Annotated in this window: 24 protein-coding genes and 1 pseudogene; 10 read left to right on the top strand and 15 right to left on the bottom strand. The window is 63.0% G+C overall.

Going from position 1 to position 24392, the window contains the following annotated elements:
• Positions 1-55: 55 nt before the first annotated feature.
• Entirely contained in the window at positions 56-973 is a 918-nt protein-coding gene (locus GM909_RS24040) for a nucleotidyl transferase AbiEii/AbiGii toxin family protein (protein ID WP_157019980.1), read from the bottom strand.
• Between the two features lie 2 nt (positions 974-975).
• The gene (locus tag GM909_RS24035; protein ID WP_157019978.1) at positions 976-1686 is read right to left on the bottom strand and encodes a type IV toxin-antitoxin system AbiEi family antitoxin domain-containing protein; all 711 of its coding nucleotides are present in this window, start codon (positions 1684-1686) and stop codon (positions 976-978) included.
• Between the two features lie 689 nt (positions 1687-2375).
• Between GM909_RS24035 and GM909_RS24030 the strand changes: the two genes are divergently transcribed.
• From GM909_RS24030 to GM909_RS24020, 3 genes are read left to right on the top strand one after another with little or no spacing between them, the layout of a single operon-like run.
• A complete protein-coding gene (locus GM909_RS24030; RefSeq protein WP_235912053.1) occupies positions 2376-2627 on the top strand; it encodes a hypothetical protein in 252 nt (83 codons plus the stop codon).
• A complete protein-coding gene (locus GM909_RS24025; protein ID WP_157019976.1) occupies positions 2624-3385 on the top strand; it encodes an ADP-ribosylglycohydrolase family protein in 762 nt (253 codons plus the stop codon). The genes GM909_RS24030 and GM909_RS24025 overlap by 4 nt, the downstream gene beginning before the upstream one ends.
• Entirely contained in the window at positions 3357-4232 is an 876-nt protein-coding gene (locus tag GM909_RS24020) for a dihydrodipicolinate synthase family protein (RefSeq protein ID WP_328600480.1), read from the top strand. Before GM909_RS24025 ends, GM909_RS24020 begins: the two co-directional genes overlap by 29 nt.
• 596 nt (positions 4233-4828) lie before the next feature.
• Here GM909_RS24020 and GM909_RS24010 read toward each other — a convergent pair.
• The 7 genes from GM909_RS24010 to GM909_RS23980 are packed head-to-tail and all read right to left on the bottom strand — an operon-like array spanning position 4829 to position 11494.
• On the bottom strand, positions 4829-5659 hold the full coding sequence (locus GM909_RS24010) for a 3-methyl-2-oxobutanoate hydroxymethyltransferase (RefSeq protein WP_157019972.1): 831 nt from the start codon (positions 5657-5659) through the stop codon (positions 4829-4831).
• A gap of 1 nt (position 5660) precedes the next feature.
• On the bottom strand, positions 5661-6122 hold the full coding sequence (gene rbsD, locus GM909_RS24005; RefSeq protein WP_157019970.1) for a D-ribose pyranase: 462 nt from the start codon (positions 6120-6122) through the stop codon (positions 5661-5663).
• 1 nt (position 6123) lies between these two features.
• Positions 6124-7068: a ribokinase gene (locus GM909_RS24000; RefSeq protein ID WP_235912052.1), complete on the bottom strand. Its 945-nt coding sequence runs from the start codon at positions 7066-7068 to the stop codon at positions 6124-6126.
• Between the two features lie 11 nt (positions 7069-7079).
• Positions 7080-8594 (bottom strand): sugar ABC transporter ATP-binding protein, encoded by a 1515-nt coding sequence (locus GM909_RS23995; RefSeq protein ID WP_157019966.1) that lies wholly within the window; start codon positions 8592-8594, stop codon positions 7080-7082.
• A 55-nt stretch (positions 8595-8649) separates the two neighbouring features.
• Positions 8650-9621 carry a sugar ABC transporter substrate-binding protein gene (locus GM909_RS23990; RefSeq protein WP_157019964.1) on the bottom strand — a complete coding sequence of 324 codons (972 nt, stop codon included), beginning with the start codon at positions 9619-9621 and terminating at the stop codon, positions 8650-8652.
• 40 nt (positions 9622-9661) lie between these two features.
• Complete coding sequence (locus GM909_RS23985) at positions 9662-10684, bottom strand: ABC transporter permease (RefSeq protein ID WP_157019962.1); 1023 nt, start codon at positions 10682-10684, stop codon at positions 9662-9664.
• Between the two features lie 45 nt (positions 10685-10729).
• Entirely contained in the window at positions 10730-11494 is a 765-nt protein-coding gene (locus tag GM909_RS23980; protein ID WP_157019960.1) for a phytanoyl-CoA dioxygenase family protein, read from the bottom strand.
• 193 nt (positions 11495-11687) lie between these two features.
• Between GM909_RS23980 and GM909_RS23975 the strand changes: the two genes are divergently transcribed.
• A complete protein-coding gene (locus tag GM909_RS23975; RefSeq protein WP_157019958.1) occupies positions 11688-12536 on the top strand; it encodes an AraC family transcriptional regulator in 849 nt (282 codons plus the stop codon).
• 168 nt (positions 12537-12704) lie between these two features.
• Positions 12705-13035 (top strand): annotated as a pseudogene (locus GM909_RS23970) (transposase); the annotation flags it as partial.
• 138 nt (positions 13036-13173) lie between these two features.
• Here GM909_RS23970 and GM909_RS26345 read toward each other — a convergent pair.
• Genes GM909_RS26345 through GM909_RS25950 form a run of 3 tightly spaced genes read right to left on the bottom strand, consistent with a single transcriptional unit; the run spans position 13174 to position 16956 of the window.
• Positions 13174-13731 carry an autotransporter outer membrane beta-barrel domain-containing protein gene (locus tag GM909_RS26345; RefSeq protein WP_268890793.1) on the bottom strand — a complete coding sequence of 186 codons (558 nt, stop codon included), beginning with the start codon at positions 13729-13731 and terminating at the stop codon, positions 13174-13176.
• Positions 13724-16735 (bottom strand): autotransporter outer membrane beta-barrel domain-containing protein, encoded by a 3012-nt coding sequence (locus GM909_RS26340; protein ID WP_268890792.1) that lies wholly within the window; start codon positions 16733-16735, stop codon positions 13724-13726. Before GM909_RS26340 ends, GM909_RS26345 begins: the two co-directional genes overlap by 8 nt.
• On the bottom strand, positions 16732-16956 hold the full coding sequence (locus GM909_RS25950; protein WP_210252590.1) for a hypothetical protein: 225 nt from the start codon (positions 16954-16956) through the stop codon (positions 16732-16734). The genes GM909_RS26340 and GM909_RS25950 overlap by 4 nt, the downstream gene beginning before the upstream one ends.
• Positions 16957-17337: 381 nt before the next feature.
• Here GM909_RS25950 and GM909_RS23955 point away from each other — a divergent pair, with 381 nt between their 5' ends.
• Positions 17338-18351, top strand: a complete 1014-nt coding sequence (locus tag GM909_RS23955; RefSeq protein WP_157019954.1) for a helix-turn-helix domain-containing protein — start codon at positions 17338-17340, stop codon at positions 18349-18351.
• Between the two features lie 185 nt (positions 18352-18536).
• Here GM909_RS23955 and GM909_RS23950 read toward each other — a convergent pair whose 3' ends face one another.
• Positions 18537-18806, bottom strand: coding sequence for a hypothetical protein (locus GM909_RS23950; RefSeq protein WP_157019952.1), 270 nt, complete (start codon positions 18804-18806; stop codon positions 18537-18539).
• 347 nt (positions 18807-19153) lie between these two features.
• Here GM909_RS23950 and GM909_RS23945 point away from each other — a divergent pair, with 347 nt between their 5' ends.
• Complete coding sequence (locus GM909_RS23945; RefSeq protein ID WP_157019950.1) at positions 19154-19540, top strand: ester cyclase; 387 nt, start codon at positions 19154-19156, stop codon at positions 19538-19540.
• Positions 19541-20019: 479 nt separating this feature from the next.
• Here the strand turns inward: GM909_RS23945 and GM909_RS23940 are convergent, their stop codons facing one another.
• A complete protein-coding gene (locus tag GM909_RS23940; protein WP_157020007.1) occupies positions 20020-20913 on the bottom strand; it encodes a LysR family transcriptional regulator in 894 nt (297 codons plus the stop codon).
• Between the two features lie 96 nt (positions 20914-21009).
• On the opposite strand from GM909_RS23940, the gene GM909_RS23935 reads away from it, so the two are divergent.
• From GM909_RS23935 to GM909_RS23925, 3 genes are read left to right on the top strand one after another with little or no spacing between them, the layout of a single operon-like run.
• The gene (locus GM909_RS23935) at positions 21010-21747 is read left to right on the top strand and encodes an SDR family oxidoreductase (RefSeq protein WP_157019948.1); all 738 of its coding nucleotides are present in this window, start codon (positions 21010-21012) and stop codon (positions 21745-21747) included.
• Between the two features lie 29 nt (positions 21748-21776).
• Positions 21777-21989 (top strand): tautomerase family protein, encoded by a 213-nt coding sequence (locus GM909_RS23930; RefSeq protein WP_157019946.1) that lies wholly within the window; start codon positions 21777-21779, stop codon positions 21987-21989.
• A gap of 42 nt (positions 21990-22031) precedes the next feature.
• The gene (locus GM909_RS23925; protein WP_157019944.1) at positions 22032-23027 is read left to right on the top strand and encodes an MBL fold metallo-hydrolase; all 996 of its coding nucleotides are present in this window, start codon (positions 22032-22034) and stop codon (positions 23025-23027) included.
• A 395-nt stretch (positions 23028-23422) separates the two neighbouring features.
• Here the strand turns inward: GM909_RS23925 and GM909_RS23920 are convergent, their stop codons facing one another.
• Positions 23423-24340 carry a LysR substrate-binding domain-containing protein gene (locus tag GM909_RS23920; protein WP_198174386.1) on the bottom strand — a complete coding sequence of 306 codons (918 nt, stop codon included), beginning with the start codon at positions 24338-24340 and terminating at the stop codon, positions 23423-23425.
• Positions 24341-24392: the final 52 nt, after the last annotated feature.

Raw genomic sequence — 24392 nt, 5'->3', positions numbered from 1 at the left:
ACCCGTCTTCCTCATCGACGGTGCGGTGATATTCGCGTGTCCGGCGTGTATGTCCTCACAGCACCAATTTCTTTTCCAATCTTGCCAGCAGGTCAGCGTGTTTGCGCGGGTTGGACTGCTTCAGCTTGCGAATGTTCTCAAGCTTCCATCTCACGGCGGGCATGTGCTGCAGTGAGGGAAACGGCAGGAGGCTCCAGTCGGGTTCTCCAGCTTTCAGGCCGATGAGAAAATCCCGCTCCGTGCGTGTCAGGCTTTTTGGCAACTCCTCGAACAGCCAGATGCGGGTCTCCCGAAGTGCTTCCAGGCCAACTTCATCCCGCGTCATGCCGACAAAGTCATTGCGATAGGTGGCCTCGAGCGGTTGCGGGTTCGGCGTCAGGATTTCGTTGATAGGGCGATTGTGAGCAGCGACATAGGCGACGAATGTCTGGCGTATGTCGGTGGTCAGCCCCTCGTTCCGCCGTAGCAGCAGGCAATCGAACCAGTCGCGCGGGTGCTGCCGATCCATCGCGGCGACAAGTTTGCTGCCATAGAGTTCCGCAGGGGCCAAGATCGGCAGCCTGAGGGTGCGCTTGAATTCATCCGCCGCCGATGCGCAGAGTTCGGCCGAGCGCACGGGCAGCAGCGTACCACGGCCGACCGGGTTGACCTCAACCTTGACCTCGGAAAGACCCCGGCGCACAAAGAGCTTGATATCGCCAGTGCCGGTCGATGCTTGCCGCCTGACGGCAAGGCCGCGGCGCTCCAACTCGGTCGCTGCCCGATCCAGTTCTTGGGATATGGCGCTGAGGGCTTCCTCGCGCGGTCGATCGCCATGAATGTAGACCACGTCGATATCGACCGAGAGCCGGGGCATGTCGCGGTGAAAAAGATTGATGGCTGTGCCGCCCTTCATGGCGAAATCCCCACCCCGAAAAATGAGCGGCGCGGCATCGAGCAGAAGCTGCACGGTCTCGAAATAGCGTTTATCCACGGTCAAGTCCTGATCGTGCCGGTTGCGTCGCGCCGTACATAGGGCGTGGCCGATCCGGTGTGGATCCGGGTCATGTCGAGTTCCTCGATGATGGGGAGGGAGACCTGTTTGGCGAGGTTCAGGAAAAGCCGCACCGCCTTGACGCTGCGACAGTTTTCCAGAAGCGGTTGCATCAGCGTCGCGCGCAGGCCGAACAGGCTTTCGACGAGGTGGGCGGCCTCTTCCAGCGTTTGATGTTGCGGAACCCCCCACAGCATTTCCAGCACGGCGCGTTCGGGTTCGGCAACCCGCAGACTTGCCATGTCGCGCCATGGCGCAACGCCCTGGACATGATCGTCAAAAAGGTGACGCCGCCGTACTGTGAGGGGAAAATGCGCCTGCATCCATTCAGGCAGGCGGAACGGGCTTTGCGCGAAAAGTTCGGTATCGGGGCGATGGGCAAGATTGTGCTGGTAGCCGTGCCAGGCGAGCGCTGTTTTGCCGCCGATATGGAAAGTGCCCGGCAGGGCCGCCAGGGAAAGGAGCAGTTCCGGTTCATCTCCGGCGCGCAGGAACCATCCGTGCCCCAGCCTGATGAGCCAACCCGCCTGAACGTAATGATAAGCCAGTTGCGCGGACACGCCCTGCTCGGCAAGCCAGGCCGCTGTCAGCGGCTGGCCCGGCCGGGCATGCGTCAGCACTTGTTTCAAAAGGCCGTACTTTTCTAAAGTCATGCTATATATTTGGGCTGAAGTGCGGCACTGTCAAGATAGTCGGTTTCAAAAATAGTCCAATTTATAAAGTGAGGCTTTATAATTCCTCTCTCGATGGGAACAATGAAGCCGTCCCTCCCCCGGCGAGCAGGTCAGCGAAAGTGCGCTTTAGAAAGTTGGCTTCCAGCTTTACGCAGTAAGCATACCTACGCCGCTAGAAGCCGTGAGAACAATCGGAGCCTGTAGCGTATTTCCGGTAGTTGTGGGGATCGGCGGTAGCGGTCCTCCGCTACCACCGCGCTTCAATAACTTGTTGATTTTTCAACAAAAAATTTCAGACGCATGTTGCAAGCTAATCCTACGAAGGCCTAAGCCGTTGATTTTCTTTGGGATAGACGTCGGGGGTTCAATGCAGGCCGCTACCAAAATGCACTCTTAGCCGGAGCCGCGATCCCGCCTTACGCAGCGATCCCCACCGTGCAAGTCAGCCAAGCTTCAGAAGGCCGAAACGCGGTAGCCTTGCGAAGGGAACACTAATCCTGTCTGGATGAGGAGCAGGAATTGTTCCGTGACAACCGCAAAGCTGTTGGATCGAGCACAATCGCTGGCAATGTGCACACTTTCCGCCCATGGTCAGGATCCATAGGAGAACAGCCATTATCTCCGTGAAGCAGACCAGCCACTTAGAGCCACTCGAGTTCGAAGTCTCCGTGAGCGATTCCAACGGCCAAACCCGTCATCACGTCACAATGTCGAAGGTGGACTGCGGACGTCTCGTCGGAAAATCCTGCCCGCCGGAGCGTGGCATTGAGGCCGCATTCCTGTTCCTGCTCGACCGGGAGCCGAAGGAGGCGATTCTTCCTTACTTCGACGTCCGCGTGATCGCGCTTTACTTTCCCAATTTCGAGGCCGAACTTCCGCGGTACATCGCCAGCGTATCAACTGCGGGAATGGAACCATGATCGGCGCCATCGCGGGCGACATTATCGGCTCACGCTTCGAGGGACATCCTGCGCCGCCGTCGAATTTCGACCTGTTTCACTCCGACTGCTGCTTTACCGACGACACGGTGTGCACGCTTGCCGTTGCGGAGGCGATGCTGTCGAACCAGCCCTTCGAACTGGTGCTCAGAAGCTTCGTGCGCAGATATCCGGACGCCGGCTATGGCGGCATGTTCCTGCGATGGGCCTTCGATGACGAAGCCGGCCCCTATGGCAGTTGGGGCAATGGGGCACCGATGCGCGTCTCCGCCGTCGGCTGGCTGGCGCGCGACGAAACCGAGGTGCTGCGCCTCGCCGCGCGGCAATCGGCCGTCAGTCACGATCATCCCGACGCCATTCAGGCAGCCCAGGCTGTGGCATTGGCGATCCACCTCTTGCGCGCGGGCGCCGGCCTTGATGGTGTGCAAACGCGAATCGAGAAGGAGTTCGGTTACGACCTGTCCGGCCCGGAGGTGCTCAAACGACGTGGATTCGACGTGAGTGCGACCGGAACCGTGCCACCTGCCCTCGCCGCCGCCTTCCAGTCGACAAGTCTGGAGAATGCGATCCGCATCGCCGTCGGCATCGGCGGAGACACCGATACACTTGCCTGCTTAGCCGGTGCGGTCGCCGAGGCGGTCCATGGTGTGCCATCCGAGGTCACCCGGGAGACGCGCGCCCGCCTGCCTGTAGACCTGCTACAGGCTCTCGATCGTTTCAAGGCCGCAGCTGGTACCTGATCGAAGACAGCCTCTCGCATATGGTGACGGGTCGGATGCGCTGTTCGCCGTATGCCAGTCGAGCGAAATGCAGAGACTGACGCTCGGTGAACGGGTTTCGCTGGCGCGCAGCACGGTGCGGTTCGCGGGCGGACGTGTGCCAGTCATCGCATCCGGGCACATATCCGATGCGCCGGAAGACCAGATCGCGGAGCTTGCCGCCATGGCCGAGACCGGCATCGACGCGCTGGTTCTGGTGACGAACCGTCTCGATCCGCGAAACGAGGGCATTGAGGCCTTCCGGCCAGCGCTCGAGGCTATTCTCAAGCGCCTTCCGTCCGAGCTGCCGCTTGGGCTCTATGAATGCCCGGCGCCCTATCGTCGCCTGCTCACCGATGACGAGATGAAGCTGTGCCGCGACACCGGCCGTTTCGTGGTGCTGAAGGATGTGAGCTGCGACCTGGAAACGGTGCGGCGGCGCGCCCGGATGACGGCCGGGACGCCGTTCGCCATCGTCAACGCCAACGCGGCCATCGCCTTTCATGCCATGCGTGCGGGCTCGCGCGGCTTCGGTGGGGTCTTCACCAATTTCCACCCCGATCTTTATGAATGGCTCTACGCAAACAGGCAGGAAGACAGCCCGCTGATCCGCGACCTCGCTGTATTCCTGGCGCTGGCGGCAATGGCCGAAGGCATGGGCTACCCCAAGCTGGCCAAGCTCTATCACCAGCGTCTCGGCACGTTCGAATGCGCACGTTCGCGCGTGACAGACTACGACCCGTTCGAGCGGCACTGGGCCTCGGCCGACCTGCTCGACCATATCCATGCCGGCACCGTACGTTTTCGCGCGCTGATCGCCGGCACCTGATCCAAGCCGCAACTCGTCCGTATGGGGCGCGAAACGGGCGGCGCAGCATACACGCCGGCAGCTCGGCAAGCACGTCTGGTTCACCGCTAACAACAATGCTGCCTTCGAGCCCGCGCGAACGTCCCACGACTCAATTTCACGCGACCCGGCGGTGGTCGACGCGCTCATCGACGATCCGCTGTGCGGCTTCGTGCCATCGGCGGGATCGCAGAATTCGCTGCTCAACTCCGTTCCCCGCCTGGCGAGCATGGAGGAGATGCGCCGTATCCGGCCCGATCTTCCGGTCCTGCGGTTTACCGGCGATCGCGACCCGGTCAACGGCTTCCTGAGCTTAGTTCACCCCGCTCGCCGAACGGTACTGCGCCGCCGGTCTCGGCAGCGTCGCCACCCGCGTTTACGCCGACGCACGCCACCAAGTGCTGCATGAGACGAACCGCGCCGAGGTCACCGGCGATTTCCTCCACTAGCTCGACTTGAGGCCGTATCACGCCGCCGGCCCAAGCTTCTCTCCGCGCATGCCCCAGCGCGTGGGCCACGCGCGCCGCTTCTCCGGCTAAGAACGAGATGACCTTGAACTGAAACGCCGGCCGTCTGTCCTATTCGGATGTCTCATCAAGAAGCCCGCGAAAGCGGGCGAGTTCAACCTCCTCGATGCGCGCTGTCTCGTCCAAGGCCGGATAGGACCCCGAGGCGACATCGGCCCGAAAGCCTGAAAGAGCCTTGAGGCGCTCATCGCGGATCGCCTCGTTAAGCTTTGCGAGATCGCCCCAGGCGCGCGCGTGGCGTGGCGTGCGTTCCGTCTCGCCGCAAATATCCGAGGTGAACAGGAAGATCACGTCCGCAGCGGCACCCGAGCCGAGCGAAATGGTGACCAGCGAGGTCCTTCGGTTGATCTCCGCCATCACCGCGGCCGGCACGAGTTCGCATTCCACAGCGAACGCGCCGGCATCCTCAAGGCGCCGAAACCGGTCCCAGAGCTCCAGCGCCTCCGCACCGGTCTTGCCGACGGCCCTCACGCCGCCCGTCCAGGTGGATTTGCGGGGAACGAAGCCGAGATGGCCCACGACCGGTAGCTGCTCGTCGGAAAGCAGCTGCACCGTGCTCCATCCGCGCCCTGTGATGACGGCATCCGCCCCGGCGGTAACGGCGGCGAAGGCGGTGCGCAGCACCTCGTCCGCGGTGATCGCTTCGGAGAACCCGAGCGCAGCGGTTACGAAGACCTTTCGCGACCCTTCGCGCACCTGCGCAACGTTAGTGGCCCGGCAGATCACCATCTCCACGCCGGCTGCCTCCGCTGCCGCCGCCTCCTCCGCCGTATCAACCGTCACCTGGGCCGCGTGCCGGCCGCTCCCTTTGAGCGCCCGCAGGCCGGCGACGGTCTGGATGCGGTCGACCTCGCGCCCGCCGAAGTCGAAGATGCGCGGCATCTCACCGCCTCATCTTCTCGGCATAATAGTCGGGCGCCACGACGCCGGGCTTGGAAAACCAGGCTGGCACGTCGACACCAGAATAAAGCAGGATGTTGCCCCACGGATCGAAGGCGCCGGTGCGCACGATGACCTTGGCCTTGGCCGCCATTTCGGAGAGGATCGTCTCATGCGCGATCGGCTCAAATTCCGCACCGGAGAAAAGGCGCTCCACCTTCTCAAGAAGCGGCTTGTTGTGGACGGGCAGCGTGTCGGCATAGCAGACGCGCTCCGCGATGAAATTGGCGGAGACCGGCTCGAGCACTGTCTGAAGGTCGGGTGTATCGGGGACGATGGCGAGGTCGATCCGCCAAGCGCTCGACGGGATTGGGAATCCTGCATCGCAGACGATCATCAGGTCGCCATGGCCCATGGAGGCGATGGCGTGGGCGAGTTCGGCGTTGAGCAATCGGTTCCGGTTCACGTCAGTCTCTCCATGTGGTTTTCATCGCCTCGGCATAGGTCTCATCGGCTTGCGCCCGCGCTGGCAGGCCCGGTATGACGCCGAGCTGCGTGCAGGCAAGTCCGCCGCAGACCACGCCGAAGCGAACCGCACCGACGATGTCGCGACCTTCCGCCAGCGCCACCGCAAAACCGGAATTGAAGGCATCGCCCGCGCCGGTGGTGTCCGTCACCTGCACGGGCACGGCAGGCACCATCAGGTCCAACTCGTCAGTAAGGATCAGCGCGCCGCTGCGCCCGAGTGTGACGACGACATTGCGTACGCCGCGCCGGCGCAACTCCTCGGCAAGTTCGCGCGAGGAGCGGGCATCGTCCGCAGGCAGGCCGAGCAGAATGCGCAACTCGCTCTCGTTGGGCGTCAGATAATCGACGGAGGCGAAGATCTCGTCGGGAAGCTGCCGCGCCGGCGCGGGGTTGAGGATCGTCCTTGCCCCGTGTTTGCGGCCAAGCTCCATCGCCCGGGCGGCGGCGGAAACGGGAATTTCGAGCACGGTCATAACGACGTCGCTGCCGGCGATGCGATCCTCGGCCTCGTCCACGGCAGCCGCGTCCATTAGTTCATTGGCACCCATGTCGAGAATGATGAAGTTCTCGCCCCTGTCGTTGAGGATGATGAAACCGACGCCGGTCGCCCGTTCCTGCTGCGCTCGGACCAGCGTCATGTCGACGCCTTCGGCCTCGTAGAGGTCGGTGGCGATGCCGGCGAGCTTATCGGTCCCGATCATGGCAAGAAGGGAGGAATCGGCACCAAGCCGCGTCGTAGCGACGGACTGGTTGGAGCCCTTGCCGCCCGGACCCATGTCGAAATCGGTCCCCAGCATCGTCTCGCCGAAGATCGGCAGCTTCGGCGCACGCATGGTCAGGCCGACCGCGAAACTGCCGACGACGGTGATCCTGGGCTTTCTCATCGACACCTCGCTCATGACGCCATCGCCATCTCCAGGATGGCTTCCTCGTTGATGCCCGATCCGGTGAGCTCGCCCGAAAGCCGGCCACCGCGCAGCACCAGAACGCGTTCGGCATTCAGGATCAGTTCGGGAACCTCCGACGATATCATAACCACCGCGACGCCTTCGCCGGCGATGCCGCGCAGGATCGAATAGATCTCCGCCTTGGCGCCGACATCGACGCCACGCGTCGGTTCGTGCAGTATCAGCACCCTCGGATTTGTGACCAGGCTGCGCCCGAGGATGATCTTCTGCTGGTTGCCGCCCGAAAGCGTGGCGAGCCTCTGTCCCAGGTGGGAAATACGCGCGTCGAGCCGCGCGACCTGGGCGCGTGCCGCATGCCGCACCGCCCCGCGCCGCAAGAAACCGGCGAGGGAGAAGCGCGGCAGCGACGCCGACACGACATTCTCGGCGACGCTCATCGTCAAAAGCCCGCCGGCGCCGCGCCGGTCCGCGGGCACGAAGGTCATGCCGCAACGGATCGCAGCGAGAGGATTGGCCTGACGCAGTTCCACCCCGTTGATCACGACCCGCCCGCGCCGCTCGCAAAGGCCGAACAGCGCCTCGCCGAGGCCGTCCTTGCCGGAATCCGGCAGCCCGCCGATGCCGACGATCTCGCCCGCGCGAACGCTGAAGTCGAGCCCGTCGAGCCCTGGTGCGACGAGGCCCTCGACCGCCAGCACCGTGTCGGTGTCATCCGAGTGCGCTTCCACTTGCAGCGCCCACGGCGTGGTCGTGCCGAGGTCTCGGCCCACCATGGCGTGGATCAGCCGGCCTTCCGAAACGCCCTCATTGTCGATGGTCTCGATGGTCCGCCCGTCCCGCATCACCGTAATGCGGTCCGCAAGATCGAGAACCTCGCTCAAATGGTGCGAGACATAGACCACGCCCACGCCTTCGCCACGCAACTGCCGGACGATATCGAACAGCTTCTCGCTCTCCTGCTTGGAAAGCGCGGAGTTCGGTTCATCGAGGATCAGCAGCCGGGCCTCCTGACGGATCGCGCGCGCGATCTCCACGAGCTGCATTTCCGCGACCGAAAGCCTGCCCACCGTCATATCCGGATCGAGCCCACCCATGCCAAGCCGGGCCAGCGCTTTGCGGACCTGCTGCCGCATGTCTTCCCGCGGCACGAGCGAGAGAGCAGGACGCGCCGCAACATCCGACATCATGATGTTCTCAGCGATCGTAAGGGTCGGGCACAGCGAAAGCTCCTGATACACGACGCTGATGCCACAGGCGCGACTGACGAGCGGCGAGGCGATCACCGCCGCGGCACCGTCGATGCGGATCTCGCCGCCATCGGGCTGAAGGTCGCCGGCGAGGATGTTCATCAGGGTGGACTTGCCGGCGCCGTTCTCGCCGACGACGGCATGCACCTCGCCTGGCCGGAACGCCGCCGATATGCGGTCGAGCGCCAACACACCGGGAAACCGCTTGGTCATCCCGCATATCTCGACGATCGCTGTATCGCTCGTTTCGGTCATGCTGCTGGCGCTGGCGGAGGCCGGCGTGAGGCCGAACCCCCGCAGGCTTGGCGCTTCAGTTATCGGTCACCTCGGCGATGTTCTCTTTGGTGTATATGCCGACGCCAGTGTCGAGATTGGCGATGGTCTCGCCGTTCAGGAAATCGACGATCAGGTTGACGGCCTCGAAGCCCTGGCGTTCGGGCGCCTGGTCGATGGCGGCCTGAACGTTACCGCTTTCGACCAGACCGACCGTCTGGTCGAGCAGGTCGAAGCCCACCACCTTCACGCGGTCGGCGGCGCTGTTGCGCTCCACCCAGGTGCCGGCGGCGGGCGTCGAGCAGCATTCGAGCGACAGGATGCCGTCGATGTCTGGATTGGCGAGCATGGCATTCTCGATCGCCGAATAGATCTCCTGCGGATCGGTGCCGGTGTTGAGCGTCTGCACCACCTCGATGCCGTCTTCAGCCTCGAGCGCCTCGCGAGCGCCGCTCTCGCGGTCGATGGACCACTGCGCGGCCGCGTCGATGGTGGTGATCATCACCTTGCCCTGGCCGCCCAGCACCTTCGCCATCAGCTTGCCGGCTTCGCGTCCGGATTGGATCAGGTCCTGCCCGGCAAAAGCAAGCCGCTTGCTGTCGGGATTGTCGGTGTTGAACGTCACGACGGGGATGCCGGCGTCAAGCACCCGGTCGATCAGCGGAGCGAGCGCGTCCGTGGACACCGACGAGATCGCCAGCCCGTCCATCCTGCCCATCAGGGTCTCGATCTCGCTGATCTGGCCGTCCGCATCCGCGCCCACCGGCCCGATGAACTGCGCGTTCACCGTGTCGTCCGCAGAGGCCCGTTCCACGCCGGCCTTCATGAAGGGCGCGAATTCGTTGGAGACGTCGTGATAGGAGACATAGATATCGAGCGGCTGCCCGGCTTCCACCTTGGCCTTGATGCGCTCGGCCAGCGCGAAATCGGCAAGCCTGGATTTGGCATTGGCCGCGAGCGGCCACAGGCCGACTACCGCTGCCATTAGAATTACATGTCTGGCTTTCATGGATAATCCTCCCATTGATTGTTGTCGAAACCGATCACGGTCAGCCACTCCTGCGCATCGACCATTTGTCTATTCCGACCGCAATGATGATGACGAGCCCAATCATCAGCTCCTGTACAAAGGGCGAGACGCCCATGAGCACGAGCCCGTTGCGCATCACGCCGATGATCAGCACGCCCAGAATGGTGCCAAGGATCGTGCCCTCGCCGCCGGCCAGCGAGGCGCCACCGACAATGGTGGCGGCAATCACGTCGAGTTCTAGCCCCAGTCCGGTGCGGCCAGCCTGGCCGCTCGGCAGGAAGGCGAGGCTGAGAATGCCTGCGAAGGCCGCGAGCAGACCCATCACCACGAAGGCCCAGATCTTGACCCAGTTGACCGAGATGCCAGAAACGCGCGCCGCCTTGGCGCTGCCGCCGACGGCGAAAGTGCGAAAGCCGAAGCTCGTATAAGACAGCACGACCCAGGCGATTGCCGCGATCACGGCGAAAAAGACAAGCTGCATCGGCACAATACCGAACAGATACCCCTGCCCCATGAAGGAGAAGGCCTGCAGCACGCCGGCATCCGCGCCGTTACGCAGATTGACTGTCACCGGCTGGCCCCCAGTCAGGATCAGCGCGACCCCGCGCACGATGCTGAGCATGCCCAAAGTGGCGATCAGCGACGGCAGGCGTCCATAGGTGGATAACACGCCGTTGACGAAGCCGATGGCCGCGCCCGTGAAAAGCCCAAGGGCGAGCGCCGGCAGGAGCGCCCAACCTGCGACGATCAGCATGCCCGTTGCAAGCCCGGACAGCGCATAGGTGGATCCCACGGAAAGGTCCACCTCGCCGGAGATCAGCACGAAGGTCATACCCACGGCCATGATGCCGAGCAAGGAGACCTGGCGGCCGATATTGAGCAGGTTGAGGGATGTAAGAAAGCTGTCGGTGGCCAATGACAGGAATATGCACAGTACGGCCAGCGCGATGAATACGCCGGTCTCTCGCGCCCGCAGCAAACTGGCCAGCGAAAAACGGTCCATGGCTGCGCCACGCGCGCCAGCACCGACAAGGTCGGTCATTCCTCCTCCCAGCCTGGGCCCGCAGGCCCGGTCATGTTTTGTCCGTCAGGAAGCCTTGCGGAACGAGCCCGCCGGCACCTTCTTCAGTTCCTCGTAATTCCCATAGTCTCGCACCCTCTTGAACGGCGCATTCTCGACCGCATTGTACGAGCAGATATAGCCCCAGCGGTATGTGTCCGACCGGTTGGCATCCGAGCGGTGCAGCAGGTTGCCGTCGAACACCAGCGCGTCGCCCGCTTCCATTTCCACATAGATGTGTTCGTAACGCTTCAGCGCCGCCTCCAGATGCTCCTGCTCGACATTGGTCTGGTCGTTCTCGCGAATGTGGTTGAGACGACCAAGCTTGTGCGACCCCTTGAGCACCTGCAGGCAACCATTCTCGCGCGTCGCCCGGTCTAGGGCGACATAGATGCTCATCATCTCCGGCGCCAGACAGCCGTAGTTGTACCAGTAGCCGAAATCCTGATGCCACTCCCAAGCTCCGCCCTCGTTAGGCTGCTTCATGGTCATCTTGTGGCTGTAGAGATAGACCGGCTTGCCGATGGCGTCCCCGGCAAGCTCCACCATCCGCTCGTCCCGTGCGAGAAGGCCGTACTGGTCGTCCTCCGCCCTGGTCCACATCTTCAGGAGCGTGGTCTTGCCTTCCTTGTCGCCCTTGGCCATCACAGCGCCGGCGCCGGTCTCCTCCTCGAGCTGCTTGCGTGCACGATCGCGGAAACCCGCGACTTCCTCTGCGCTCAGAAGACCCTTGCGGATGATGTATCCATCGCGCACATAAAGGTTCTCTTCTTCCCTGGTCAGCCCGTGCATTTGGCGTCCTCCCTGCATGTGCGGTCGGCATCGCCCCTGTCGGGGATCGGCATCCGAACCGCTGCTCCTCGCCGCCCTTCCTAGGGCCGGGAGGCCGATTCGTCGAACGCATCGGCCTGCATGCACGAACTCTATTCGCGCGGCTGAATTGCTGGAATAGACAAAGAGAACGCATTGTTTGTATAAAACGCGCATGCAACAGAAGACGGCATTTCTGGAAAGCCTGCACTATGTTCCCGCGCCCGGCTGGAGCAGCACAGCCTTCAGTGTCCTGCGCGCCGGCAAGGTGGCGGCCGCCCCCGACTATTGCATCGCGCGCACCGCCCATCCGGGGCAGGACATCCTCTTCTGCCTGTCGGGCGCGGGTACCGTCGAGACGCTGGGCGACCGCATCGAGGTGAAGCCCGGTCATTTGGTGTGGATCGCCAACGAGGCGCCGCATATGCATGCTGCAAACGGGCACGATCCTTGGACGCTGCTATGGTTCCGCCTCGACGGGCCGAACCCGGCCAGGCTGCGCGAAAAGCTCTTCGGAGAGGACCCATCGCACACGCGCTTTGCGGAGAACGCAAACCCGGCGCCCTGGTTCGAGCGGCTCTTTGTTGCGATGCGCAGCCGCGATGTCGGTCTGGACCTTCGTCTCAATCATCTGGTCGCCGAGTTCCTGACCATCCTCGACCGCAATCTGGCCGGCCGCGCGAGAGAGGAACTGCCTCCGCCACTTGCCGCCCTGGTCGGCGCCATGCGCGCAAATCTGCGCCTTGGCTGGAGCGCGGCGGAGATCTCCGCAGTCACAGGCCTCGGCCAGTCGCAGACGCGCCGCCTGTTCCGCCGGCACCTGCGTACGAGCCCGCGGCAATGGCTGATCCGGGAACGGCTGACGCAGGCGCAGGCGATGCTCGTGCAGACAAGCGCGCCGCTTGCCGAAATCGCGGAGTTATGCGGCTTCTGCGATGTCTATCACCTGAGCAGAGACTTCAAGCGCTCCGTCGGTGCCGCTCCGTCGTCCTGGCGCAGAAACGAGCTTGGCAGCGCGAAATGATTTACTCGGAATCGGACCTTATATTCCGACTTTGCAGCCTTGCTCGACTTCGGATCGCGAAGCATCTTGGCGGCCGGTGACGTTGGTCTGCCTCCGCTAGACTAAATGCCCTCGAATTGGGTTAGAGTTTTCCGCGCCATTTCCTGGCTGGGAGAGGGAGCGGAAGCGATGAAGCGATCGCGTTTTTCGGACGAGCACATCATCGACATTTTGAAGCAGCATCAGGCCGGGCTTTCGGCGACGGAGCTGTGCCACAAATACGGGATCAGCGACGCGACCTTCTACACCTGGCGCAAGAGGTATGGCGGCATAGAAGTGTCGGAAGTCAAGCGGCTGAAGGCGCTGGAGGAGGAGAATGCGCGCCTGAAAAAGCTTCTGGCAGAGTCGATGACAGATGTGTCGACACTGCGCGAGCAAAAAACTTCTGACGCCCGGTTCGAGGAGACAGGCCGTGGACTGGGCCATTGAAGAGAGGGGATATTCCCAACGCCGTGCCTGTGACCGCCTTGCGGACTTTCGCGACATTCGCGCTAGCGACCGGCAGCGACGCGTTCAGCCGACCCCTGTCGTAGGAATTCTCGAATCGAATGGCCGCTTCACGCTCGCGAAGCGGTGATTCCGATCTGAGCATCCGGGCTCAGAATTTCACGCTGACCTTGGCATCAAAGCCATGCTCCTGGGCGTCGCTTGCGATCTGGCCGGAGTAGGAGACCCCGAGCGTGGCGTTGTCGGCGATGCCAAGATCGAGCCCGGCCGCGATGACGGCCGCGTCCTCGGCGATCGGTGCCCCCGCTACGGTGAAGGCTTCACCGCCGGCAAAGGCCTGCGTGGCAAGCGGCACCGTGTCGCCGAAGGCATGCCGCCAGCCGAGCGTGCCGTGCGCCGTAGCGCGCATGCCGGCGAGATCGAAGTCCGTGGCAGCATGGAGGCCGAGCGTCGTGAAGGTCGTGTCCGTGGTCTGGCCGTTTGCGCTCAGCGCCGCCGCGCCGCCGTCTTCCGTGTACCCATCGGTGTGCAGGCTGACATGGGCCAGGCCGATGAAGGGTTCGAAGGTCGCTGCGGCCGTATCGAAGCGGTAGCCGGCCTCGCCAAAGGCCTGGAAGGAGCCGGCGTCATAGCTGGCGGAGAGCCTGTCGGCAAAGCCGGGGAAGGCCACCGAGCGGTTCGTCTCGATATCGTGCCATGTATTAGGCAAGCCCGCCCGACAGGCGCATCGCGTCCCACTGCCCGCCGCCGTAAAGCCCGAGATGATAATTGTCGCTCGAGCCGGACGACGCCCGGTCGTCGGCATGGAAGGAGGAATGGCCGTAGCCGGCGATGAGGCCGAGCCGGATATTCGCTGTGAGCGCGCCGTCGATGCCGGTCAGGAAGCCGCCGGTGGAACGGTCAAGCTTGGCCGCATTGCCGTCGCCATCCGTCTCGCCCCAGGCGCCATAGACCTGCCCCCAGGCGACGGGGCCGATGCTTGCCGGGCTCGCCGGGCGCGGGTCGCCCGGCCCGTAGGCCATCAATGGCATGGCGGCGGTGGGAACGTTTGAGAAGGCGGCGCGGATACGGTCATTAACGGCATCGCGCAGGAACCGGCTGTCCGCGATCAGCCCGCTCTTGATGCTGGCGTGAACCTCGCCGGAAAGGGCATCGAAGGCAGCCGGCGGTTCGCCCGCGGGTAGGACGATGATGGCGTCGAACAAGTTGTTGCCCTTGCCCAGGCTTTCGGTGCCGTTTGCGGCGGCGGCCTGGTTCGGCGTCTCGGCCGCGTCGCTAAACCGTATCGGCTCGGGCTGCGGTTCAGGCTCTGGCTCCGGCTGAGGTTCTGGTTCGGGCTCTGGCTCGACCGTCTTGCGTACCAGGGTCAGACGCACTTCATTCGTGTCGTGTTCCAGTTCCGGTTCCAGAAAGGCGTAATTGGCCTCGACATCGTCAAAACTGTCGACGATCCCGTTATCCGCCGAGAGGATCGTATAGGTGGTGCCGTAGTCGAGGTCGGACTGATAGGCATCGACCGCCACCGTGCCGGCCAGCGTCGCGGTGCGGGTCACCGCGATCCTGTCAGCAACGCCGTTCGCCTCGTCGACCTCGACCGCGTAGACGGAGCCAGGAGCGAAGGTGAGATCGCCATCGACCGTCAGCGTACCGACGGAATTGCCCGGCGCGAGGGTGCCGCCATCTTCCATGGTTGTGGTGCCGACCGTGCCAGAGCCGCCCAGCGTGCCGCCTTCCAGCACCTCGACGGTGCCGCCGAGCGCACCATTGCCGGCTGCAGCGCCCACCAGCAGCGTGCCGCCGGACACCGTCGTATCCCCCGAAAAGCTGGAGTTATTGCCGGTCAACGTCGTGATGCCGGCATAGTGGTTGATTGCACCGTCGCCTTCGTTCCTGCTGACGAGCGGCACGACGAATTGGTAGTTCGTGTTTGTGTGATTGAAATCGAGACTAGCAACATCGCTCTCGAAGGAAACCTCTGGTGCATCGAGCACGCCCGCCGTAATGGCATCTGCCGGGTTGTTCGATGCCGAGCCGATCGCCAGGCGCGCCGAGCCGGTGCTATTTTGAAGGCCCATATTCACACGACCGGAGATGCTGAGCGTACCGTCATCGGCCAAGGTAACAAGACCGACCGAACCATCACCATATGAAGCAACGTAAAGTTCGCCAACACTTGCGGTCGAGCCTGCACCGCTTACGGAAAATACGCCCATGCCCTGAGTGCTGTAACCACCTCCGCCGACGAAGATAGTGCGAGCGAAAGCGTGCCCGTTTCCTGTGACAGACAGGCTCCCTTCGCCATCTCTTCCGACACTTAACATGAAATCGGCATTCAGGCTCGATCCGTTGCCGGAAACGGCGACGCTGCCCTGCGAGTCTGCAAAGTGGCCTATGGTAACCCAGTTGGCAGCGGAAACCTTTCCGCCATTGGTGATGACGAGCGAGGTATCGTCACCGACGGCCTCGCCGATATAATTCCTGCCGCTCAGCACGTAATTCGGTTGATCGAGTGTGCCGCCGTCAACCCGCAAAGTGCCCTCCCGTACGGTGAAAAGGTCGATTGTGCCTTCTCCCGTCAGCGTCCAGGTGCTCGTGCCCGTCTTCTCGAAGAATTCGAAGCCGCGAAACTGGGCGCTATCGCCCATCCCGCCGAGATCGAAAGTGGCGTCATCCGCGCCACCCAGCGCGAATGTGTCGCTGGCGCCATTGGCCACAACATTGCCGGTGAAGGAGTAGCCGTCGCGCAGTTCCAGCCGGTTGGTGCCGCCGGTGAAGGTGATAGCGTTCGCCTGACCGGAATAGCTGGTTCCACCGGCGATCAGGCCGCTATTGATGACCGATAGGTCAGCGCCAATAATTCCGGCAGTGCCTTCACCTTGGGCGGGTTCATTGGGCACAAAACCGGCCGCTCCTCCGCTCCCGGTGCCGCCAGCGGCACCGGGCGCTCCACCGAGCGCCCCGCCACCATTCCCCCCTTGAATGGTCCCGGCATTGTCAACGACACCACCGCCTGAAAGCCGCAACCCCGCACCGCCACCAGCGCCGGCTCCAACCCCCTCGCCGCCCTCTATTGCGGCAGTATCGTCGACCGTGACGGTCACCGCGCTGTCGCTGACGATGCCGTCACCGCCAGAACCGGATTCGTTTCCACCGTTCCCGCCGGTGATCGATCCAGAGCCACCAAGGTGCAATTCAAGTGTGGCGCCGTTCGTCACCACGACGCCCGCGCCACCGCCGCCGCCGCCGCGGTAGCCGTCACCAATGCCGCCGCGGCCGCCGGCGATCGTTCCATCTACCGAGAGTATGGGCGCTGCATTTGCCCCGGTGACAAACAGACCGGCCCCGCCACCGCCACCGCCGACGCCACTGCTGGAGATATCTCCTCCCGCGCCACCATCGCCACCTCGCCAGAGCGTCCCGGCGCCAAGGACATACTCAGTGTTTCCGGAACCGTCGCCGATTATGGCGGCATCACCGCCCGCGCCACCACCACCAGCGTCACCGTTAGAGGCACCACCATCGCCACCCGCGCCGCCGTCGCCACCTCGCCAGAGCGTCCCGGCGCCAAGGACATACTCAGTGTTTCCGGAACCGTCGCCGATTATGGCGGCATCACCGCCCGCGCCACCACCACCAGCGTCACCGTTAGAGGCACCACCATCGCCACCCGCGCCGCCGTCGCCACCAAGCATGTCGTTCACGTTGCCGGTCACTGGAGATCCACCATGCGCCCCACCGCCGCCGCCACCACCGCCGCCATCGCCGCCGCCATCGAGGCTATCGACGCCCACATCGCCGTCACCGCCCGGCGCGGCACCGCCATCGCCACCTGAACCGCCACCAGGACCCTCGCCGTCCGCGCCGGCCTGCCCAGGAGAACCGCCCGCGCCACCTTGAAAGCCGTAATCTGGTCCGCCGCCTCCGCCTGTGGCATGGCCCAGGCTTTGCGCTTGAAGCGGCAGTGACGAGCCCAGCATCAGAGCCAGCGCCGTCCCGGCCAGCAGAAGGTGCCTGCGCCGCTTTGCACAATTGCCGTGGTTGACCGATCCCCGCCCCATATTGCCCTCTCATAATCAAAACACGCGCAGCACGGGCAGCCCCGGTTCCTGCCGGACGCTGCCCGTGTTGCGATTCAAATTTGAGGAGAAGCTAACACAACAATCTCGCACCAATATTTGGTTGAGTCGGATTTTTGGATTTTTTTGCCCTTCAGGAGAAAAATTTCTTCCTTTGAGCTTCCCAGGCCGCCTATCGTGCCGCGCGCTGGCCACCGAATGGCCGGCGGATAAGGCAACGAATCATCGAGGGGGGCGATTTGGTTCGCTATCACGAACTGGTTTTCCAGCCCGACATGCTGACGGCAAAGCGCGACGACGGCACGATCCTTCGCCTGACCCGGCAGGAGCGGGCCTTGCTGTTGCGCTTCGTGCGCCAGCCGCAGGAACTTGTCACCCGTGCGCAATTGCTCGAAGCGCTCGGCGACGAGACCGGCACGCTGTCGGAGCGCAATGTCGATTACCTCGTCAACCGGCTGCGCAAGCGCCTCGGCGACAGCGCGCGCTCCGCCCGCTTCATCGTCACCCAGTATGGCGAGGGCTATGTCTGGGCCGCCGAGCCGGTCGACACAATGCCGCTCTCGGCCTTCCTGCTCATCGGTCCCGTCTTCGGGCTGGGCGATGACCAAAGTGCTCTCAATGGCCTTCCGCACCGGCTCGCCTCGGCCCTGAAGGCGGCGACCGGCGGAAAGAAGACCATTCTCTACCGGCCGGGCTGGCGCTTCGACCTGCAAGGTACCGACGATCTCGCCTTCACACTCGATGTCAGCGCGCACACGGATGCGGAGCATCTGCATCTGCATCTGGCGCTGGTGCTGCGCGAGGGGCGTTCGCGCCAGATCATCGAGAGCTTGCGTCGGACATGGCCGCGGGGGCGCGACCCGAACCACGTCGACGAACTGGCACAGGCGCTCACCGACGCCTTGTGGCGTCATGAAGCGCTGCCCGACGACACGGTAACAGAACCAGCCGACCGTCCCACCCATCTGCGCATGCACGACGCGGCCGTGATGCTCACCGACGATACGGTGAGTTGGCGGGAGAATGCGGCCCGCCTGAAACAGGCGCATCAGGCAGACAAGGCCGATCCAAGGCACTCGGTCATGCTGGCGCTCAACCATTATGCAAGGCTGCTCCAGAGCCTCGGCGAGATACAGACCGCACCGCTCGGTGACGATGACTGGCAGCCGCTCGAATCGGAAATCGAGGAGCTTGCCTTAAGAGCATTGCCCGACGTGCACGACAAGCCGCATTTGCTTCTGGCGATCGCCTAGCTCTTGCGCTTCATCGACCGGGGCTATCTCGCCCTTGCCGAACGGCTGACCGAAGAAGCCTTCTTGAACAGCACCGCCTTTGCGGCGGTCTTCTCCATGAAGGCGCAGATCGCCGCCAGCAAGGGGGCGAGATCGACGAGGCCGCCAGCTTCTATGACAACGCCATCGAACTGGCCGAGCCGAGCTCACAATTCCATATCTATCTTCTCATCCTCAAGGCAGTCGCCATGATGGCCGGCGATAAGCGTGGCGCGGTCGACCATCTCGCCGCTGAGTTGCACAACCTCGTTCCGGGAGGGCAGGCAACCTTCGGCCTGTTTCTTGTCTCGCCCAAAGCCAAAAACCTCGTCCCGCCCCTGGAGCACGCATTGGCCGCGATGCCGCCCGAACTCGGGCGGCATTTGTCCACCTATCTGTTCCGCGTTTCGGCCCGGCAGTTCCGGCGCCGAATCCATCACGCAACGTTCTCAACGGCCTGGTGGTCCACCTCCAGCGCCATCACGGACACGCCGCGATCGCCCCGGAGATCGCAAGACGCTTCCCCGAGCTGCTGGCAAAGCACGGCTAGCAGGCAATATCGGAAAGGCTCCCGAAGAGCGGTCGTCCGGCGCCCCTCTGATAGCGTCGTGTTCCCACACAGCTTGGCCCCACCAGTGGGAATACAAGGAAGGGCAGGGGTGGGCTCAACCGAGCCCTCCGCCATGCGGTTCGCGATTGGCGATCTTGCGGACAAAGCGGACGTAGTGTTGCGGTGCAGGACTGACTTGCTAGAGTGCCAAAACATCATTGACGAGATAAATGCATGACCAGGGATGAAATCGCGGCAATCTATCACGCGTATATAGAATGCCTAAACAGGCAGGACTGGGACAGCCTCCATCGCCATGTTGGCAATGACGTCCACTACAATGGAAAAAGGATTGGATTGAAGGGGTACCGAAGCATGCTCGAAGAGGATTTTCGAGCGATACCAGACCTTTCTTTCAACGTTGAACTTCTTGTCTGCGAGCCCCCGCAAGTTGCCAGCCGGCTAAGGTTCGATTGCACGCCGGTTGGCATTCTTTTCGATGTACCGGTTAACGGCAAGCGCGTGAAGTTCGATGAGAATGTATTCTACGAGATCGCTGATGGCAGGATTCAGAATGTCTGGTCGGTGATCGACAAGGCCGCCATCGCCGCCCAGATCTGAGCCCCCACGGGGCGAGGTGGCTCAAGACACCCGTCCGCGGTGCGCCTCTCGATCGGCGGTCCTGCGGACTGAGCGGTCGTCGCCAACCCGATTGCCGAATGACCTGTTCGGGGGGCCGGGAACGAACTGGCACCTTTGGTGCGACCTCAGCGGAAAAACAGCCTTTCCGTAAACGACACCGGACATATCAAGTTGGAGGGCTGTTGTCCGTTAGCGGACGTTACGGCCCTCCAGATAATTCCGTGCTCCTTACGCTCAGGCGGATGCCAGGCTGGCCACCTGGTACAGCCGCAAGCCGTCGGCCAGCGACGTTTTCCCAACGTAACCCCATTCGCGCCTCGCTGCGTTGCGCGCGGGGTGAGGTAGAGGTCACAAGCCGGGCGTCGCGCCCGCATTGAGCGTCGTTCGGTTGGGGCAGAGCATCACGACTGGCAGCGGGCGCGGACGCCCGAGCCAGAGGCACAGGCAAGTACATCAAACTACAAATCCGCCGCATCAAAGACCGCCACCACCCAATCAAGGAAAACCCGCACACGTGGCGATAGCTGGCGGTTCTGCGGATAGTAGGCAGCAAGCGGCAGAGGCGGCGGCGGCTGGGCTGGCAGGACCTCGACAAGGGCGCCGCGCGCCAGATCCTCCCGGAAGCGATAGCGGGGCGCCTGAATCAGCCCGTAGCCCATCCGTGCGAGATGATGCGCCGTCTCCGCTTCGTTGGCGGTCACGCGGCAGGGAAGCGTCACCTCCCTGATCTCCTCGCCGGTCTGGAACTCCATCGGCATCACACGGCCCGTGCGTGACGACACAAAGCCGATCATCTGGTGTCGGTCGAGATCATCGATCGAAGCGGGCATCCCGTGATGCTCGATATATTGCGGGCTGGCGCAGGTCTGCTCCGGAATATCGGGGAGCCTGCGCATGATCAGGCCGCTGTCATCCGGTTCACCCGCCCGGATGACGCAATCCACCCCCTCGCGCACCAGATCGACCAGCCTGTCGCCCTGGCCGATCTGCAACCTGATCTGTGGGTATGCTTCCAGGAAGTCCGGCAGGCGCGGCAGCAGGAAAGCTCGCGTCAGTGCGCCGTGCGCATCGATGCGGAGCACCCCCGCGGGTTCACCGCCCCGCAAGGCGCCCTCCGCTTCGTCGATATCGGCGAGGATCGACAGGCACCTCCGGTAATAGGCTTCGCCATCCGGCGTGGGCGCCACATGCCGGGTGGTGCGTTCCAACAGCCGGCTGCCGAGATCGCGCTCGAGCCGTCGGATCGCTTCGGTTGCCGTCGAACGCGGAATGCCAAGATCGGCCGCCGCCGCCGTGAAGCTGCGGCGGTCGATGACCCGCACGAAAAGACGCATTGCATCGAGACGATCCATGATTGTTCGAATTAGTCGAATTTTGTTGCCCGCAAAAGGGCGATTATCCCGCCTCCAAGTCTCCTTACCTTCTTGCCGAGCAACGAAGGTCAAGAAATGAGGCTGAAAGACAAAACCGCAATCGTGACCGGCGCCGGCAAGGGCATCGGCGCGGCAATCGCACGACGGCTTGCCCAAGAGGGTTGTGCTGTCGCGGTGAACTATGCGCGCGATGAAGCTGCTGCCCGTCAGGTCGTGCAGGACATCGAGCAGGCGGGCGGGAAGGCGGTTGCGGTGCAGGCTGACGTGGGCGATCCGGCCAGCATGCGCACGCTGTTCAATGCCGCTGAAGCCGCGTTCGGCCCGGTCGATCTACTGGTCAACAACGCAGGCATGATGCGGCTCTCACCCGTAGCCGACGCTACGGACGCGGATTTCGACGACCACTGTGCCATCAATCTTGGCGGCACGTTCCGCGGTATGCGCGAAGGCGCCAAGCGGCTGCGCGATGGCGGGCGGATCATCAGCGTGTCCTCAAGCGTGGTGGGCTTCTACCAGCCCGGTTATGGATTGTATGCCGCGACGAAAGCAGGGATCGAGGCGCTGACGCACGTGCTTGCCAAGGAGTTGGGACCGCGCGGCATCACCGTCAACGGGATCGCGCCCGGCCCGGTCGAAACTGATTTCTTCATGCGCGGCAAGTCTGAGGAACTGGTTGCCAGCATCACCCGGATGATTCCGCTCGGCCGCCTCGGCCGTCCCGATGACATCGCCAACGCCGTCGTTTTCCTGGCCGGGCCGGAAAGCCGCTGGATCAACGGTCAAACCATCCGCGCCAATGGCGGCGCGGTCTAATCGCAACCCTCAAACCCAAGGAACACACTATGCCTTTCGCGAACTATAAACTGCCCCAAGCCTCGCTTTCGACGGCGCAGAAGGAAGACCTGATCCACAAAACGACCGAACTGATGGTCGGCTATTTCGGCGAGATCGTGCGCCCGACCACGATGGTCCTGATCGAGGAAGTGCCCGATGGCGGATACGGACGTGCGGACGAAGTCTTCGTCATGCCGGAAGAGTACCGGGCAAAGGACTGACGCCGTTTTGATAGATAGCTGCTGAACACAGGGAGACATGTGATGGAGACTGGCAAGGCAGCATACACAGACAGACGCGATTTGCTGAAGCTGACGGTCTTGGCTGGACTGGCGGGAATGGTTCCGATCCGCGCAAGCGCCCAAGAGCAGGACATCTTGCAGCCGCCCGCGCGGCCCCTGCCAACCGTCGATACGCGTTTTCCAGCGGAGATGGCGCCAGGTGTCTTTCTTGTGCCCGACAAGCGCATCCCGCTCGTTCCGAGTATCGGGATCATCGTCGGCACGGAAAGCGTGTTGGTGATTGATTGCGGTCTTGGTATCGAGAGCGCCGAGAACGTCCTGCGCCTGGCGCGAGAACTCGCACCGGGACGCCGGATCATCCTGACGGTAACTCACGCCCATCCGGAACACGGCTTCGGTGCCCAAGTGTTCGGGAGCGACGCACGCATCTACTACAACAGCGCGCAACGGGACTATTTGCAGCGCTCGGGTCAGACCTTGTTGGACGGCTTCAGAGCCGGCATTCTGCCGGAAGGGCAGAAGCATTTGCTGGACGGGATCAAACTGACGCCACCGCATGAGACATACGACACCGCGGAGACCGTGATCGATCTCGGTGGTCGTGAAGTCCGGTTTCGGACTTGGGGCACCGCCCATTCTCCGGGGGATCAGATCCTCTTCCTGCCCCAGGAGCGCATCCTGTTCGCGGGAGACCTTCTCGAAGAGCGGATGTTTCCCATCGTCCCGTTCTTCCCGCCTATGATCGGTGCCGGCGACATTGACGTTGCAAAGTGGGAAACCGCTCTCAACGATATGATGCGGTTGCAGCCGCGCCTCATTGTCCCGGGGCACGGAAATCTCGGCGGCGCCGAGCTTCCTGAGGCCGTGCTTGGCTATTTCCAAATAGTGCGTGGAATGCTCGCCAAATCCGGTCCCCAGACCGCCAATCTTCCGTCGCTCCTTCGCGCGCGTTATGCAACGTGGGAGAATCCGGAGTTTATTTCGCCAGCACTCCGATACTTTCAGCAGAGAGCCTAATCAGCAACTGCTGTAACAGGGAATGGCGTCTCGCCAATGCAGATAGCGCTGGCATGGCTCTCGCCCCGCTCGCCCAGCATCTTGTCGAACCGGGCACCCCGAGCACCGTACAGTTCCGTGAGAGCCTGGCCGCGGCCGGCCTTCACTGCCGCGGGATATGCTATCGCGGATCGGCGAAGCGATTCAGCAGGAGGTGGGTTAGGCGAAGGACCTATACGGGTTCACCTGCGGAATGAATGACCGCTATCAGGCGGCGATACCCAGAATTCAAACTTCCGAAATCGGGCGCGCAGCGGTCGTTCCTGAGGCATGGCGTAAACGACTGGACCGGCTCCAAAGCAGACCGTCTCACTTTCCACGCATCTGGCGGACCAACTCGCCCGGCGGCGCGGCAACTAGAAAGATCTCGGTGCGGCCAGCCGATTGAGTCGCGACTTCGTTGTCTCGCTTTCCGAAAAAAGCCAATTGCGGAAGCGTCCGACCTGCGGTCGTGCCATGGCGGCATCACGAATCCTGATGCGGTACGGGCTGGTCGCGAGCACATGGTCACAGATGGGGAAAGGCAAACTCAGCCTCCCTGCCTCGACATCGTCGAGAACAAGGGACAGACCGCAGATAAGAAGCCCCGCGTTCGACCTCACGAGCGCGTCGCGCATATGCGCGTAGCGCACCCCTCGCTCGGGTGCAGCCCGGTCGTATCCGAACGTTTCGGCCCATTCCCGCCAACTCGGCGTATGGGGCTGAAAAGGACGCGACTGTATATGGAGCAACGGGAACCCTTCCAGGCCCGCGGCAGCGGAGTGACGCCACAATTTCGTCCGGTCTTCGAGCGCACCGATGGGCAGGTACTTTGGAGACGCCACACTGGAAGGCTGATTGAAAGCACCTTCAAGCCGGGCCTGGTTTTCGGGGGAGCACACGGGCAGGAAGCGTTCGGTAAAAAGAGGCTCGCCATCGGCAGCATGACCTTCCGTGTCGCGGTCGATTATGCAGTCCGCTGCCCCCAAACGCATCGGGACATCGCCTTCCCCGTTCACGTTGAAGGATATGTTGGGATGTTTTCGGCGAAAGAACTCGAGACGCGGAAGAAGCCACAGATCCGCCCAGTCGGGATCGGCAACGACATGGATCTCTGCGGCCCGCTGGAAATCCAGCTTGTCGGTGGCTTTGTCGAGCGCCGCGAAACCCGCTCGCAAACCGTCGAGTGCAGCACCGAGCGCAGGTGTCGGCTGCAGTCCCGATCGCCCCCTGACAAGCAGGTCGGTCTCCAGATATTCCTCTAGCAGGTTGCTGAAAAACTCCAACAATGGCACGGGAATTGTGATTCACTCGGCTGGGAGCGATGGAGTGATTTGCGATGCGCGG

The organism is Mesorhizobium xinjiangense, from assembly GCF_009749525.1.
GTDB classification, from domain to species: domain Bacteria; phylum Pseudomonadota; class Alphaproteobacteria; order Rhizobiales; family Rhizobiaceae; genus Mangrovimarina; species Mangrovimarina xinjiangensis.
This window is presented reverse-complemented; position numbering and strand designations above follow the sequence as displayed.